Source organism: Angustibacter sp. McL0619, assembly GCF_049994355.1.
Taxonomy (GTDB): Bacteria; Actinomycetota; Actinomycetes; order Actinomycetales; family Angustibacteraceae; genus Angustibacter.
Map to the genome: position 1 here is coordinate 2559907 of NZ_CP188257.1, position 15076 is coordinate 2574982.

A 15076-nucleotide genomic window follows, 5' to 3' on the forward strand; every position below is an offset into this window, starting at 1 on the left:
GCCTGCGCGGTCCAGTCAGCGGTGTACGTGATGATGGACGCCATGGCCCGTCGTTCGTCGTCCACCCCACCGCCCGAGGACTACACGGAGCGGATCGTCGACATCGACGTCCAGTCCGAGATGCAGGACTCGTTCCTGGAGTATGCGTACTCGGTGATCTACTCGCGTGCCCTGCCGGACGCGCGGGACGGCCTGAAGCCGGTGCAGCGCCGGATCCTCTACTCGATGTCCGAGATGGGCCTGCGTCCCGAGCGCGGGCACGTGAAGAGCTCGCGCGTGGTCGGCGAGGTCATGGGCAAGTACCACCCGCACGGCGACGGCGCGATCTACGACGCGCTGGTCCGGATGGCCCAGCCCTTCTCGCTGCGCCTGCCAGTGGTCGACGGCCACGGCAACTTCGGCTCACCGGACGACGGGCCGGCGGCCATGCGCTACACCGAGGCCCGGCTGGCCCCGGCGGCCCTGCTGATGACCAGCTCGCTGGACGAGGACACGGTCGACTACGTCCCGAACTACGACGACCAGCTGACCCAGCCCGACGTGCTGCCGGCGGCGTACCCGAACCTGCTGGTCAACGGCGCCAGCGGCATCGCGGTCGGGATGGCGACGAACATGGCGCCGCACAACCTGGTCGAGGTCATCGGCGCGGCCCGGCACCTGATCGCCAACCCGGACGCGAGCCTGGACGACTTGATGCGCTTCGTGCCCGGCCCGGACCTGCCGACCGGAGGGCGGATCGTCGGACTGGATGGCATCCGCGAGGCCTACGAGAGCGGTCGTGGCTCGTTCCGCACCCGTGCGACGGCACGGATCGAGTCGATCACCCCGAGGCGCAAGGGGATCGTGGTCACCGAGCTGCCCTACGCGGTGGGCCCGGAGAAGGTCCGCGAAAAGATTGTCGACCTGGCTCGTGCCAAGAAGATCCAGGGAATCTCGGACGTCGTCGACCTGACCGACCGCAACCACGGCCTGCGGCTGGTCATCGAGGTCAAGAACGGCTTCAACCCCGACGCCGTGCTCGAGCAGCTCTACCGGCTCACGCCGATGGAGGACTCGTTCGGCATCAACAACGTGGCCCTGGTGGACGGTCAGCCTCGGACCCTGGGACTGCGCGAGCTGCTGAAGGTCTACGTCGACTTCCGCATCGACGTCGTGCGCCGGCGCAGCGCGCACCGGCTCGCCCGGCGCGAGGATCGGCTGCACCTGGTCGAGGGTCTGCTGATCGCGATCCTGGACATCGACGAAGTCATCGCGATCATCCGCTCCAGCGACGATGCTGACACGGCCCGCACCCGGCTGACCCAGGTCTTCGACCTGTCGACCGCGCAGTCGGAGTACATCCTCGAGCTCAGGCTGCGCAGGCTGACCAAGTTCAGCCGGATCGAGCTGGAGAAGGAGTCCGAGGAGCTGCGCCGGCAGATCGACGAGCTGCGTGCGGTGTTGGGCGACGACGCGGCCCTGCGCCGCCTGGTGTCGGAGGAGCTCGCCGAGATCGCCAAGACCCACGGCACGCCACGGCGGACCGTGCTGCTCGCGTCAGCCGGCGCGCCGACCCCGGCGGCCGCGGCGACGCCGCTGGAGGTCACCGACGACCCGTGCTGGGTGCTGCTGTCGTCCACCGGGCTGCTGGCGCGCACCGGCACCGACGACCCGCTGCCGGTGGCCGCAGACCGGCACCAGCACGACGCCATCGTCAGCGCGGTGCGCACGACCGCCCGAGGAGAGATCGCCCTGGTCACCTCGCGCGGTCGTGCCCTGCGGCTGTCCGCCCTCGAGCTCCCGGCGCTGCCGCCGACGAACGGGTCACCGAGCCTGGCCGGGGGTGCCCCGCTCGGCGCCTTCGTCGACCTGCCGCCCGGCGAACGGGTGCTGACCCTGACCTCGCTGTCCCCGGCCGGGCTCGCTCTCGGCACTGCCCAGGGCGTGGTCAAGCGGGTGCTGCCGGACCACCCCACCGGCCGCGACGAGTGGGAGCTGATCGGGCTCAAGGACGGCGACGAGGTGGTCGGGGCAGTCGAGCTGGCCAGCGAATCGGTGGAGCTGTGCTTCATCACCAGCGACGCCCAGCTGCTGCACTTCCCCGCCGCGACGGTCCGCCCGCAGGGGCGCCCCGCGGGTGGAATGGCCGGGGTCAAGCTGTCCGCCGGCGCCGGCGTCGTGTGGTTCGGAGCCGTGGACTCCACTGCCGATGCGGTCGTGGTGACGGTGGCGGGATCGACGGGAGCGCTGCCCGGCACCGAGCCCGGCTCGGTCAAGGTGACGCCGTGGTCGGAGTACCCGGGCAAGGGGCGGGCCACCGGCGGCGTGCGTTGCCACCGCTTCCTGCGCGGCGAGGACACCTTGATCCTCGGCTGGGCCGGAGCGACCCCGGCGCGCGCGAGCGCTGCCAATGGCGGCGCCGTCGACCTTCCTGCCGCGACCGGACGGCGGGACGGGTCAGGCACCCCGGCGGCCGCTCCGATCGCAGCGGTGGCGCCGCCGGCCTGACCGGTCAGGCGTCGATGCGTTCGCGGTCCAGGTCGGCCGCGCCCTCGACGATGAAGTCCTTGCGCGGGGCGACCTCCGAGCCCATCAACAGCTCGAAGACCCGCTCCGCACGCTCTGCGTCCGGCACCGTGACCCGGCGTAGCGTGCGGTGGCGAGGGTCCATGGTCGTCTCGGCCAGCTGGTCGGCATCCATCTCGCCCAGACCCTTGTAGCGCTGGATGGGCTCCTTGTAGCGCTTGCCCTTCTTCTCCAGCTGCTTGAGCAGGCTGCGCAGCTCGGCTTCGGAGTAGGTGTAGACGACGTCGTTCTTCTTGCTGCCGGGGTTGACGATCTCGACCCGGTGCAGCGGGGGCACGGCGGCGTACACGCGGCCGGCGTCGACCAGTGGCCGCATGTACCGGAAGAAGAGCGTGAGCAACAGGGTGCGGATGTGCGCGCCGTCCACGTCGGCGTCGGTCATCAGCACGATCCGGCCGTAGCGGCGGGCCTCGAGGTCGAACGAGCGTCCGGAGCCGGCCCCGACCACCTGGATGATCGAGGCGCATTCGGCGTTCTTCAGCATGTCCGCGACGGACGCCTTCTGGACGTTGAGGATCTTGCCGCGGATCGGCAGCAGGGCCTGGTAGTCCGAGGACCGCGCGAGCTTGGCGGTGCCGAGCGCGCTGTCACCCTCGACGATGAACAGCTCACTGCGCTCCAGGTCGCTGGTGCGGCAGTCCGCGAGCTTGGCGGGCAACGACGAGGTCTCCAGCGCGTTCTTGCGGCGCTGGGTCTCCTTGTGCAGGCGGGCGCTGATCCGCGTCTTCATCTCGGCGACGACCTTCTCGAGCAGTAGCGCCGACTGCTGCTTGGCACCACGCTTGGTCGAGGTGAGCAGCTCGGTGAGCTCCTTCTCGACCACCCGGGAGACGATCCCGCGCACGGCGTTGGTGCCGAGCACCTCCTTGGTCTGGCCCTCGAACTGGGGCTCGGCCAGCCGCACCGTGACCACCGCCGTCAGGCCGGCCAGCACGTCGTCCTTCTCGACCTTGTCGCCGCCGGCCTTCAGCCGACGCGCGTTGGTCTCGATCTGCTTGCGGAACGTCTTGAGCAGGGCGGCCTCGAAGCCGGCCAAATGCGTGCCGCCCTTGGGGGTGGCGATGATGTTCACGAAGCTGCGCACATGGGTGTCGTAACCGATGCCCCAGCGCAGCGCGATGTCGACCTCGCACTCGCGCTCGACCTCTGTGGCATTCATGTGACCCTGCTCGTCGAGCACCGGAACCGTCTCGTGGAAGTGCCCGGTGCCCTGCAGGCGCCATACGTCCGTGACCGCGCCGTCGGCAGCCAGGAAGTCGACGTACTCGGTGATCCCGCCCTCGTGCAGGAACACCTCCTCGTACGGGCCGGACTCCCCCGCGGTCCCGGGCAGCCGGCGCTCGTCGCGCAGCACCAGGGTCAGTCCGGGCACCAGGTACGACGTCTGCCTGGCCCGGGTGACGAGGTCCTCGTAGGTGAACTGCGCCTCCTTCAGGAACACCTGCGGGTCTGCCCAGTACCGGATCCTGGTGCCGGTGACGCCGCGCTTCGCCCTGCCGCTGACGTGCAGCTCGGAACGGGAGACGAACGGCTCGAACGGGGACTGCGGGGTGGGCTCGCCGCGCCCGTCCCCGAACGTGCCCGGCTCGCCGCGCCGGAAGCTCATCGAGTGCACCTTGCCGCCGCGCTCGACGTGCACGTCCAGGCGCGAGGACAGGGCGTTCACGACGCTCGCGCCGACGCCGTGCAGGCCGCCGGTGGCCGTGTAGGAGCTGCCCCCGAACTTGCCGCCGGCGTGCAGCTTGGTGAAGACCACCTCGACCCCGGACAGGCCCGTGCGTGGCTCGATGTCGACCGGGATGCCGCGCCCGTCGTCGTGCACCTCGACGGACCCGTCCGCGTGCAGGGTCACCTCGATGCGGTGACACACCCCGGCCAGGGCTTCGTCGACCGCGTTGTCGATGATCTCCCACAGGCAGTGCATGAGGCCGCGACTGTCAGTCGACCCGATGTACATGCCAGGCCGCTTGCGCACGGCCTCGAGCCCCTCGAGGACCGACAGGTGCCGGGCGTTGTAGTCCCCAGCCGGGGCCGGCCTGCGACGAGCAGCGGGCTGTGCGCTCAAGGGTGCTGTGCTCCTGGGTAGCTTTTTTGGTCGGCCGTCTCAAGGGCCCTCAGCAGGCTACCGATTCATACTGACAGCACCTCGGAGGCTGGCCCGCCGCAAGGTCGCTGCTTTTCTGCGTTGAGCGAACCACCGCCCAAGCTACCCGGCGGGAACGATCTGACGTGCTTGACTGTTATCCAGGTCGACGGCGCCGGATGTACCCGGCGCCACCGTTGTCCCTGACGAGGAAGAGGAAGGTGACGTGACCACTACTCTCGCCACCACCCAGCTCACCGCAGCCGACCGCTGCGACCGCTGCGGGGCGCAGGCCTACGTCCGTGTCGTGCTCATCAGCGGCGGGGAGCTGCTGTTCTGCGCGCACCACGGCCGTGAGCACGCCACCGCCCTGACGTCGGCCGCCGCTTCCATCACGGACGAGAGCGACCGGCTTCACGAGACCCCCGCCATCGCGCCCGAGGACGAGCGCTGACCTCGTCTCACTCGACGCCTCGACAGGCCCCGGCGCACTGCGCCGGGGCCTGTCGGGTCCCGGCGGGCCGACGATGACCGGCTTGGACGTCGTCGTGGGGCTGGGGGTCCTGGTGGGGTTGGCCGGGGTGGTCGTCCCGGTGCTGCCCGGCCTCGTGCTGGTTCTGGGCGCCATCCTGGTGTGGGCCATCGAGCGGCAGGACGCGACCGGCTGGATCGTGCTGGGCACGGTCGTCCTGCTGTTCGTCGTCGGTCAGATCGCGAAGTACCTGCTCCCCGGTCGCCGGCTGCGCGAGGCGGGCGTGCCGGCGTCCACCATGCTGGCTGGCGCCGGGCTGGGTCTCGTCGGCTTCTTCGTCGTCCCGGTGGTCGGGGTCTTCCTCGGTTTCGTGCTCGGGGTCTACCTGGCCGAGCTGGCCCGGGCGCGCTCGCACGCGCGGGCCTGGCCGATGACGCTGCACGCGCTCCGCGCGGCCGGCTGGAGCATCCTCATCGAGCTCGCCGCAGGCCTGATGATGGCCGGCACGTGGCTGTTGGGGGTCCTGGTCTGACCCGCACAGGATGGGTCAGCCGATGGTCAGCACCACGTTGTCGACCCGGCCGTTCAGCTGGTCGGTGTCACGGGCCAGAGCCCCGTCGTTGGTGAGCTTGCCGCCGATGCTCAGCGGTATGGCCGAGCCCGACGCTTGAACATCGCCTGTCGGGCCGTTCGCCGACCAGGTTTCGCTGGACAGCACCTCGCCGTACTCGTCGTAGTGCGTGGCGCTCAGCGACAGCGTGCTGCCGTCTCGCTGGCAGGTGAGGGTGTACCAGTCGCCGCGGACGACCTCGGCACCCTTGACCATCAGCGTGCCCGACGATCCCTTCACCCGGCAGGATGGGACTGCGTGGTCGAGCTGGAGCTTGTACTGGGCCTCGTCGGAGAACCGACCGCGCTGCAGAACGTTGTCGCCGTTGTCGCTGGCGGCGAAGCCCGGCACGCTCGTCGTCCCGACGTCGAGGCGCACGTCCGCGCCGAAGGTGAACGGCGCGGTGCCGGGGCTCAGCGGGTCCCCTGAGGTCGACCACACGCCGACCACCGCGCGGGGGCCGGAACCGTCGTCGGCGAACGTGGGCATCCGCGCCGCGTGGCCCTCGCCTGGCCTGCTCCTGACGGTGTCCAGCGTGCCGGTCGACTGGCCGACCACGGAGACGTCGACAGCGGCGGAGCCGAGGTTGGCCAGCACCGGGGTTCCTCCGGCGGCGTCGTTGAAGTCCAGCCGCAGCGCTTCGGCGGCCGCGCCGGGAGGCGTTGGTTCGGCTGCAGCGTCACTGCTGGCCGCCTGCACCGGCAATGACGCCAGCGCGAGGAATGTACCTACCACGAGTGCTCGGCGCATGGCCGCAACCCTCGCAGCCGTCGGCTCCGTTGTCGATTCGAGATGCGGCCTACTGCCCGGTGCCCTATCTGTGTGACCTGACGCAAGGGGGGGTTACGGGCTGGTGAGCCTCAGTCCAGGTAGTCGCGCAGGACCTGGCTGCGGCTCGGGTGGCGCAGCTTGCTCATCGTCTTGGACTCGATCTGCCGGATCCGCTCGCGCGTGACGCCGTAGACCTTGCCGATCTCGTCGAGCGTCTTGGGCTGGCCGTCGGTCAGACCGAAGCGCATCGAGACCACCCCGGCCTCGCGCTCGGAAAGCGTGTCGAGCACCGAGTGCAGCTGCTCCTGCAGCAGGGTGAAGCTCACCGCATCCGCAGGGACGACGGCCTCGGAGTCCTCGATCAGGTCACCGAACTCGCTGTCGCCGTCCTCGCCGAGCGGGGTGTGCAGGGAGATCGGCTCGCGGCCGTACTTCTGCACCTCGACGACCTTCTCGGGCGTCATGTCGAGCTCCTTGGCCAGCTCCTCCGGCGTGGGCTCGCGGCCCAGGTCCTGGAGCATCTGGCGCTGCACGCGGGCGAGCTTGTTGATGACCTCGACCATGTGCACCGGGATGCGGATGGTGCGCGCCTGGTCAGCCATGGCCCGGGTGATGGCCTGTCGGATCCACCACGTCGCATAGGTGGAGAACTTGTAGCCCTTGGTGTAGTCGAACTTCTCAACCGCGCGGATCAGTCCGAGGTTGCCCTCCTGGATCAGGTCCAGGAAGAGCATGCCGCGGCCGGTGTAGCGCTTGGCCAGGGACACCACCAGGCGGAGGTTGGCCTCGAGCAGGTGGTTCTTGGCCTTCTTCCCGTCCTGGGCGATCCACCACAGCTCGCGCTTGAACTTGGGCTCGATCTTGACGCCGGAGTTCAGCCGCTCCTCGGCGAACAGCCCGGCCTCGATGCGCTTGGCGAGCTCGACCTCCTGCTCAGCGTTCAGCAGGGCGACCTTGCCGATCTGCTTGAGGTAGTCCTTGACCGGGTCGGCCGTCGCGCCCGCCGTGGCGACCTGCTGCGCAGGAGCGTCGTCGTCGTCGTCGGTGATGACGAAGCCGGTCTCCTCGACATCCTCGGCGGCGTCGGCAGCCTCACCCTCGGGCACCTCGACGGGAGTCTCCGCGTCCTCCGCCTCTGGGGCGACGTCGGCAGCGGGGGTCTGCTTCTCTGCGGTCTTCCTCGCCGGGGCGGCCTTCTTGGCCGTCGCCGCCTTGGTCGCCGGCTTCGCGGCCGCAGCCACGGCGGCCTCCGCAGCATCCGGTGCGGTCGCCTTCTTGGCGGGGGTCTTCTTCGCCGGTGCGACCTTGCTGGCTGCCTTGGCCGGCGCCTTCGGCGCCTCAGCGGTCTTGGACGCAGCCTTCTTGGCCGCGGGCTTCGACTCGGCGCGCGCGGTGCTGGCCGACGCGCTTGTCCGCTTGGTTGCGGTCGCGGCTACGGCGCCGGCCGGGACCGCGTCGAGGTGCACCTGGACGCCGTGCTCGTCGAGGGTACGGAGCACTGCCTTCATCCGCTTCAGCGGGAGGTCAGCCTCTTCCAGGGCGTGCTTGACGGACTCCGCGTCAACGAAGCCGTTGGTACGGCCTCGGCGCAGGAGGTCCTGCAGTGCTGGATGCGTGAACTCCGCGGGGAGTGCGGAGCTGAACCGGGCGGTCGGGACCGACGACACGGACTACCTTTCGTCGCGGATGATCTGGTGGGCGCTCAGGGATGGCTTGGACTCGGCGGACGGGCAATCCGACCGGCATCCCGCACAACGCACAGAACCGGCCAAAAATGCCCGGGCCGCGAGAAACTTGCTCCCCCGGCCGGACTCAACATCCCATTGTGTCATGCGTTCGCAGAGTTCTGCTGGACCGGTCGCCCGTTCGGGCGTCGGTGCCGCGAACGGGGTGCTGTCACGCTGTCAGGCGTCGGCCTTGACAGCAAGCACCGGGCAGGGGGCGTCGAGCAGGATCCGCTGCGCGTTCGACCCCAGGATCAGCTTGCCGACCGGACTGCGACGGCGCAGGCCGATGACGATGAAGTCGGCACCGATCTCGGTCGCCACGGCGATCAGGTCCTCTGCCGGTTCGAGGCCACGCACCAGCTGACGCACCTCGTGCTCGATACCGGCCTCTGCCAGCTCGCGCTGCACTGCGGCGAGCTCGCTCTCGTAGCGGACGGCATCCTCGGAGGCGAGGTCCTTGCCCCCTCGGTTGGAGTTGATCACGACCAGGCGCGTTGAACGCAGCCTCGCCTCTTCCGCGGCCCGCCTCAGGGCGGCCTTGCCCTCGTTCGTCGGAACGAAGCCCACGACGATCGCCATCGATCCCTCCTCGCTGCCCGCGTCCGCGCTCCCGACGGACGGGGACGACCGTACCGGACACACCGTCGCCGTGCCGATCCGTAGGCTGGGCCTGAGCTGGACCGCGCACGCCTGACACGGGACGAGGTCACGATGCCGCAAGCCACGCCCGGACCCACGCTGGGGCTGGAAGAGGAGCTCCACCTGTGCGACGCGGCGAGCGGTGAGCTGCGCAGCCGGGCGGACGAGCTGCTCCCCGTACTGACCTCCGCTGCCCAGCGCGAGCGGCTAGGGCCTTCGGGCGCGGTGGTCGCCGAACTTCCGCTGTCCCAGATCGAGACGGTGACGGGGGTCAGCGCGGACGTCGAGAGCCTGCTCGGCCGCGCCCTGCACCTGCGCTCGGCGACCGCCGAGGCGGCGTCCGCACTGGGGCTTGGACTGCTCGCCGCCGGGACTCCCCCGCTGGGTGATGCCGCTGCGCAGACCGTCTCCCCCGACGAACGCTACGGCCGGCTGCGGGACCGCGCGGCCGGCCTGGTCGGCCAGCAGCTCATCGCCGGCATGCACCTGCACGTCGGGGTCGGCGTGGCCGACACGGCCGACTGGGCCGACGGGGCCGACGGGGAGAGCGCCGGTGAGGCGGACGACGACGCGCGGGTGGCGGTCGTCGCCGCCCTCCGGCCGTGGTTGCCGGCGCTGCTCGCACTGACGGCCAACTCGCCGTACTGGCTGGGCTCCGACACCGGGTTCGCCTCCTATCGGCAGGTGCACTGGCAGCGCTGGCCGGTGGCCGGGCCACCGCCGGTGACCCGGGACGCGCAGGGCTGGCACCGCGCGGTCTCGGCCCTGGTGGACGCCGGCGTGGTGGACGACGCGAGCTACGTCTACTGGGACGTCCGGCTGGCCACCCGGTTCCCGACGGTCGAGGTGCGCATCGCGGACGTGGTGCCCCGCCTCGAGGACGCTGTGGGCTTCGTCACCGTGGTCAGGGCGCTGGCCGCGGGAGCGCTGGCCGACCACGAGGCCGGACGGCGGGCCCCTGAGGTCGAGCTGACCGCTCTGCGCGCCGCGACCTGGCGGGCGGCCCGTTACGGCCTGACCGACCAGCTGGTGGACGCGGCGACCGGGAGCCTGGCCCCCGCGTACGAGGTGCTTCGTTCGATGCTGCGGGCCGCCGAGGTCGGGCTGGAGATCACCGGTGACGGCGAGCTGGCCCGGGACGGGCTGGCCCGGGTCGCGCGCGAGGGCAACGGTGCAGACCGGCAGCGCCGCGCGTTCGCGCGCTTCGGCTGGGCGGGCGTGCTGGACGTCATACGGGTCGACCCGGCCGCCGCTCTGCCTCGGGTCACCCAGGGCGACGGGAACGGGTGGGTCGAGTGCCGGTGCGGGCAGCGGCACTGGGGCCGGCACGGCGCCGCTGGGCTGCTGCTCAGCCGACCCGGCGAGGACGGAGTCGAGGTGCTGCTGCAGCTGCGCGCGCCGTGGACGCACCAGGGGGGCACCTGGGGCCTGCCAGGCGGGGCACGGGACAGCCACGAGAGCACGACCCAGGCAGCCCTCCGGGAGGCGCAGGAGGAGGCGGGCGTCGACCCGGCGGTGGTGGGCGTGCTGGGCGAGGACCGCGACGACCACGAGACCTGGTCCTACACCTACGTGCTCGCCGAGGCTGCGAGTGGCGCGAATGCCGCGGCGGCCAACCTCGAGTCGGACGCCGTGGAGTGGGTGCCGGTCGACGAGGTGGCAGCCCGCGCACTCCACCCGGCGTTCGCGCTGGCCTGGCCGCGACTGCGGTCCCGCCTCGCCGACCCGACCGGGGTCAGCGGACGCTGACCCGGATATCCAGGCCGTTCAAGCAGTCCCGCACCACCTCGCCGACCTGCGAGGTCTCGATCAGGAAGCCGTCGTGCCCGTACGGCGAGCTCACCGTGCGTAGCTGGCGGGCCGTCGGCGCGCCGTCCACGATCTCCACGGACAGCCGTGGCGGGTAGAGACGATCGCTGTCCACGGCTGCCACGTGCAGGTCGCAGCTGATCCGTTGCAGCGCAGCGCTGGTGCCGCCTCGGCCTCGCCCGACGTCGTGCGAGTTCATGGCCTCGGTCAGCACCACGTACGACCCGGCGTCGAAGCGTCGGCGCAGCTTGTCCGCGTGGTGGTCCAGGTAGCTCTCCACCGCGTAGCGACCGGACCCACCGATCGGCTGCTCGTCGCCCTGGGCCTCGCGCCCGAACCGCTCGGCGAGCTCCAGCTCGCTGCGGTAGGTGACGTGCGCGATGCGACGGGCGATGCCCAGCCCGGCGACCGGTCCGGGTCCATCGGCCTCGTGGTAGTCGCCGCCCGCCCAGTTCGGGTCGGCCCGCACCGCAAGCAGCTGCGGCTCGCACCAGGCGATCTGCTCCGCGGTGGCGTAGGCCGACGAGGCCAGCACCACGGCGGAGCGCAGGCGGTTCGGGTAGGTCACGGCCCACTCGAGCACCCGCATCCCACCCATCGAGCCGCCGATCACGCTGGCCCACGCGTCGATGCCCAGCCGGTCCGCCAGGCGCGCCTCGGCTGTCACCTGGTCGCGCACGGTGATGAACGGAAACCGCGATCCCCAGGCCCGTCCGTCGGGCGCCGGGGACGCCGGCCCGGTGGTCCCCTGGCAACCCCCGAGCACGTTCGGCGCCACCACGAACCAACGATCGGTGTCCAGTGCTCGACCAGGCCCGACCAAGGCGTCCCACCAACCTGCGGTGGGGTGACCGCTGCCCGCCGGGCCGGACACGTGGCTGTCACCGGTCAGGGCATGCAGCACTAGGACGGCGTTGTCCCGGGCCTCGTTCAGCGTCCCCCAGGTCTCGTAGGCCACGGTGACGTCCGGCAGCGCGCCCCGGGCCTCCAGGGTGAGCGTGCCGACGTCGGCGAACTGGCGACGACCGGTCGGATCGTCGTCCCCCCAGGCTCCGCCGCCACTCATCAGGAGACCTTGGCCGCGCGGAAGCCAGCCTCCAGGTCCGCGAGGATGTCGTCGATGTGCTCGATCCCGACCGCGAGCCGGACCAGGCCCGGGGTGACACCGCTGGTCAGCTGCTCGGCCTCGGTCAGCTGGCTGTGGGTGGTGGACGCAGGGTGGATCACCAGGCTGCGCACGTCGCCGATGTTGGCTACGTGGCTGTGCAGCTCGAGGGCCTCCACGAATCGCTGACCCGCTTCGAGGCCGCCGTTGATCTCGAAGGCCAGGACGGCGCCGGGCCCCTTTGGGGCGTACTTCAGCGCCCGCTCGTGCCAGGGGCTGCTCGGCAGGCCCGCGTACGCGACGCTCTCTACCTCGTCGCGACCCTCGAGCCACTCCGCGATGGCCTGCGCGTTCTGAACGTGCCGCTCGACGCGCAGGCTGAGGGTCTCGATGCCCTGCGCGATCAGGAAAGCGTTGAAGGGTGAGGCGGCCGGACCAAGGTCACGCAGCAGCTGGACTCGCGCCTTGAGGATGAACGCCAGGTTGGCACCGAGCGCTCCGCCGACGCCGAGGTCACGCGCGTACACCAGGCCGTGGTAGCTGGGGTCGGGCTGGTTGTAGTTCGGGAACTTCTCGGGGTCCTGGGCGAAGTCGAAGGTGCCGCCGTCGACGATCACCCCGGCGATGGACGTGCCGTGGCCGCCGAGGTACTTCGTCGCGGAGTGCACCACGATGTCAGCGCCCCACTCCAGCGGGCGGATCAGGTACGGCGTCGCCACGGTGTTGTCCACCACCAGCGGGACGCCGTGCGCGTGGGCGACCGCCGCAACGCCTTCGATGTCGAGCACGTCCGAGCGCGGGTTCGCGATCGTCTCGGCGAAGAACACCTTGGTGTTGGGGCGTACCGCCGCCTCCCACGAGGCGAGGTCGTCGGGGTCGTCGACGAACGTCGTCTCGATGCCGAGCTTGGGGAACGTGTAGTGCAGCAGGTTGTAGGTGCCGCCGTACAGGCTGGGACTGGCCACGATGTGGTCGCCCGTCTCGGCGATGTTCAGCAGCGCCAGGGTCTCGGCCGACTGCCCGCTGGCCACCAGAAGCGCACCGACGCCGCCCTCGAGGCTGGCGACCCGCTGCTCCACGGCGTCCGTGGTCGGGTTCATCAGGCGGGTATAGATGTTGCCGAACTCCTTGAGCGCGAACAGGTTTGCCGCGTGCGCGGTGTCGTTGAACACGTACGAGGTGGTCTGGTAGATCGGCAGGGCGCGGGCCCCGGTCGTCGGGTCGGCGGTCTGGCCGGCGTGGATCTGACGGGTCTCGAAGGACCATCCGTCGTTCATGAGAGCTCCTGATGAGTCTGCGGCTGCTTGGCAGCCGGGAGGGTGCGGGTGCGAGAAGGGGTCACCGGACGCGAGCGTCGGGCGGGCGTGCGGGAGGAACGACAGAGGTCGTCAGGAGTGCATTCGACAGGTCACGAGAGGCTCCAAACAGGTGGGGCCCGCTCGGTGACGGACCCGCGCTTGCCGGTCGCAGTTGCGGACCGGCCAGGTCATCACCCGGGGCACCCCACCGCGGTTGGAGGGTTGCCGGCCAGCAAGCCGGGGCTACGCGCTGGCACTCATGACCTCCTTGAAGACTAGCAAGCACGCTCGGGACCGTCCACGGACTGGTCTGGCGTCCCAGATGTCGAGATGGACGCGTCAGCGCCGGCCACGAGGACTGATGCCCGCTCGCAGGACCCCGTCCACCAGCAGGGCCATGCGGTACCCGGCGTCGAGCCGCAGGGCGCGCTCGATCGCGAGGTTCGCGAGGGCTCCGTCACCGGCGTGCCAACACTGCAGGGCGAACAGGGTGAGTGGGCTGACCGCCCACGTGCCGTCACTGATCCGGGCGAGCTCCCCCAGTAGCGACGTCACGGCGTCGTGGGTCGGCGGGAGCCCCGGCATTCCCAACGGCGACCGGTGCGCGGGCTCAACGTGCCGGTCGCTGAGCCAGCTGACCCAACGCATGGCCACCGAGTCGCGGATGACCGTGTCCGCCAGGCCGGCAACCAGGAGCGCCGCCTCGGCTGCGGTCACCGGCACCGCCGCGGAAGCATGGTCGGTGCGTCGGGCGACCAAGTCGGCGAACAGCCGGACCACCCGTGCCTCACCGTCGTCAGGATCGCCGCCGACCAGCTCGTCCCACTGCCGGTCGGCGAGCTGTGAGATCACGCCTGTGAGGTCTCGGTCACCGGCGGCCACCTGGGCGCGCAAGTCCTCGCGGTCGCCCACCGGTGCCCGCCCGAGCGCGACCAGGGCCGCTGCAGCTGGCGCGCACGACGCCTCGGCCAGCGGCGTCCCTTCGTCGGGGCAGCAGTCCGGCTCCCAGCAGCTGTAGGACCAGAACCCGTCCGACCCGATGAAGCAGGCCTCCCGGACCCCGACCCCGGCCACGGCGAGCTCCAGCTCGAGCACGTCGACGAGGTCCTGCCAGGGCCGGTCCTTCGGATGCCACGGCACGTCGTCGTAGATCAGGACGGCGACCTCCTCCGGGTCGTCCGCCAGCAGGTGTTCGACGAGCTCCTCGACGACCTGCTCGACGTCTTCGCTGCAGCGAGGCAGATCGACTCGGGCGACGAGGCTGCAGCGCAGCCGCGGGTGACGCAGCGAGATGGTGACCAGGCTGTGCCGCGGGGTGAAGCCGACCAGGTAGGGCACTGCGCCGACCAGGTCGGCGGGGCTCGCCAACCGGATCGGTTGCTGCAGCTGGGGATCGTGTCGTTCGGTCTCAGCGGTCATGTGGTCCACGATGGGCGAGAAGCCTCGAGCCGGGTCGTCGAAGGAACCGACCTGTGGACGGTGGGAACAACAACCGAGGTTGTGGACGACGGCCCTGACCGTCGTCCACAGGGTCAGTCGTGCAAGACCTGGCCGTCGATCACCGGACCCGGCCGTCCCGGGGCCTCAGGTGCACCGTTGCGCTCCCAACGCAGGAAGTCAGCGGTCTCCATCAGCAGTCGGCCGACCAGCCACGCCGCGACGACCGCGTCGTCCGCGATCCCGATCAACGGCAGGAAGTCGGGCAGCAGGTCGATCGGTGAGACCACGTAGACGACCCCCAGCGCGAGCACACCGAGCTGCCCGGGGGTGGTGCCGTGGTAGCGACCCCGCAGCGTGGCGACCACCAGACGAGGCACCGCGCGCAGGCTCGCCATCAGGCCCGGGGCGCCTGGGCGTGTCGCACCGCGCAGCGCGCGCCAGACGGCCAGGAACGCGGCGCCCTTGCCCCGTGCAGCCATGATGGTCCCCTCTCGTCCCGCAAGTCCGTTACTGCAGGTTCGACGCTAGCCGGGCCGCAGAGGTTCCGCCACGCGGTC

At 70.8% G+C, this 15076-nt stretch carries 12 protein-coding genes and 1 riboswitch; of the genes, 4 read left to right on the forward strand and 8 right to left on the reverse strand.

Going from position 1 to position 15076, the window contains the following annotated elements; genetic code table 11:
• The first annotated feature begins 42 nt into the window (after nt 1–42).
• Entirely contained in the window at nt 43–2487 is a 2445-nt protein-coding gene (locus ACPPVT_RS11875; RefSeq protein WP_426560457.1) for a DNA gyrase/topoisomerase IV subunit A, read from the forward strand.
• A 4-nt stretch (nt 2488–2491) separates the two neighbouring features.
• Here the strand turns inward: ACPPVT_RS11875 and ACPPVT_RS11880 are convergent, their stop codons facing one another.
• Nucleotides 2492–4630: a DNA gyrase/topoisomerase IV subunit B gene (locus tag ACPPVT_RS11880; RefSeq protein ID WP_426560459.1), complete on the reverse strand. Its 2139-nt coding sequence runs from the start codon at nt 4628–4630 to the stop codon at nt 2492–2494.
• 244 nt (nt 4631–4874) lie between these two features.
• Here ACPPVT_RS11880 and ACPPVT_RS11885 point away from each other — a divergent pair, with 244 nt between their 5' ends.
• Nucleotides 4875–5102: a DUF7455 domain-containing protein gene (locus tag ACPPVT_RS11885; RefSeq protein WP_426560461.1), complete on the forward strand. Its 228-nt coding sequence runs from the start codon at nt 4875–4877 to the stop codon at nt 5100–5102.
• A 73-nt stretch (nt 5103–5175) separates the two neighbouring features.
• Entirely contained in the window at nt 5176–5652 is a 477-nt protein-coding gene (locus ACPPVT_RS11890) for a DUF456 domain-containing protein (protein WP_426560463.1), read from the forward strand.
• A gap of 15 nt (nt 5653–5667) precedes the next feature.
• On the opposite strand, the gene ACPPVT_RS11895 is transcribed toward ACPPVT_RS11890, so the two are convergent.
• The 3 genes from ACPPVT_RS11895 to ACPPVT_RS11905 form a co-directional block, all read right to left on the reverse strand.
• Nucleotides 5668–6480 carry a hypothetical protein gene (locus ACPPVT_RS11895; protein WP_426560465.1) on the reverse strand — a complete coding sequence of 271 codons (813 nt, stop codon included), beginning with the start codon at nt 6478–6480 and terminating at the stop codon, nt 5668–5670.
• 110 nt (nt 6481–6590) lie between these two features.
• Nucleotides 6591–8168 (reverse strand): RNA polymerase sigma factor, encoded by a 1578-nt coding sequence (locus ACPPVT_RS11900; protein WP_426560467.1) that lies wholly within the window; start codon nt 8166–8168, stop codon nt 6591–6593.
• Between the two features lie 237 nt (nt 8169–8405).
• The gene (locus ACPPVT_RS11905) at nt 8406–8807 is read right to left on the reverse strand and encodes a universal stress protein (protein ID WP_426560469.1); all 402 of its coding nucleotides are present in this window, start codon (nt 8805–8807) and stop codon (nt 8406–8408) included.
• A gap of 132 nt (nt 8808–8939) precedes the next feature.
• Here ACPPVT_RS11905 and ACPPVT_RS11910 point away from each other — a divergent pair, with 132 nt between their 5' ends.
• A complete protein-coding gene (locus ACPPVT_RS11910) occupies nt 8940–10616 on the forward strand; it encodes a glutamate-cysteine ligase family protein (protein WP_426560471.1) in 1677 nt (558 codons plus the stop codon).
• Here the strand turns inward: ACPPVT_RS11910 and metX are convergent.
• From metX to ACPPVT_RS11930, 4 genes are all read right to left on the reverse strand, one after another.
• Nucleotides 10603–11742 carry a homoserine O-acetyltransferase MetX gene (gene metX / locus ACPPVT_RS11915; protein ID WP_426560473.1) on the reverse strand — a complete coding sequence of 380 codons (1140 nt, stop codon included), beginning with the start codon at nt 11740–11742 and terminating at the stop codon, nt 10603–10605. The genes ACPPVT_RS11910 and metX overlap by 14 nt on opposite strands.
• Nucleotides 11742–13058, reverse strand: coding sequence for a bifunctional o-acetylhomoserine/o-acetylserine sulfhydrylase (locus ACPPVT_RS11920; protein ID WP_426560475.1), 1317 nt, complete (start codon nt 13056–13058; stop codon nt 11742–11744). Before ACPPVT_RS11920 ends, metX begins: the two co-directional genes overlap by 1 nt.
• Before the next feature lie 171 nt (nt 13059–13229).
• Nucleotides 13230–13344: riboswitch (SAM riboswitch) on the reverse strand.
• Between the two features lie 74 nt (nt 13345–13418).
• Nucleotides 13419–14498: a DUF4192 domain-containing protein gene (locus ACPPVT_RS11925; RefSeq protein ID WP_426560477.1), complete on the reverse strand. Its 1080-nt coding sequence runs from the start codon at nt 14496–14498 to the stop codon at nt 13419–13421.
• A gap of 113 nt (nt 14499–14611) precedes the next feature.
• Nucleotides 14612–14998, reverse strand: coding sequence for a YkvA family protein (locus tag ACPPVT_RS11930; protein WP_426560479.1), 387 nt, complete (start codon nt 14996–14998; stop codon nt 14612–14614).
• Nucleotides 14999–15076 lie beyond the last annotated feature (78 nt).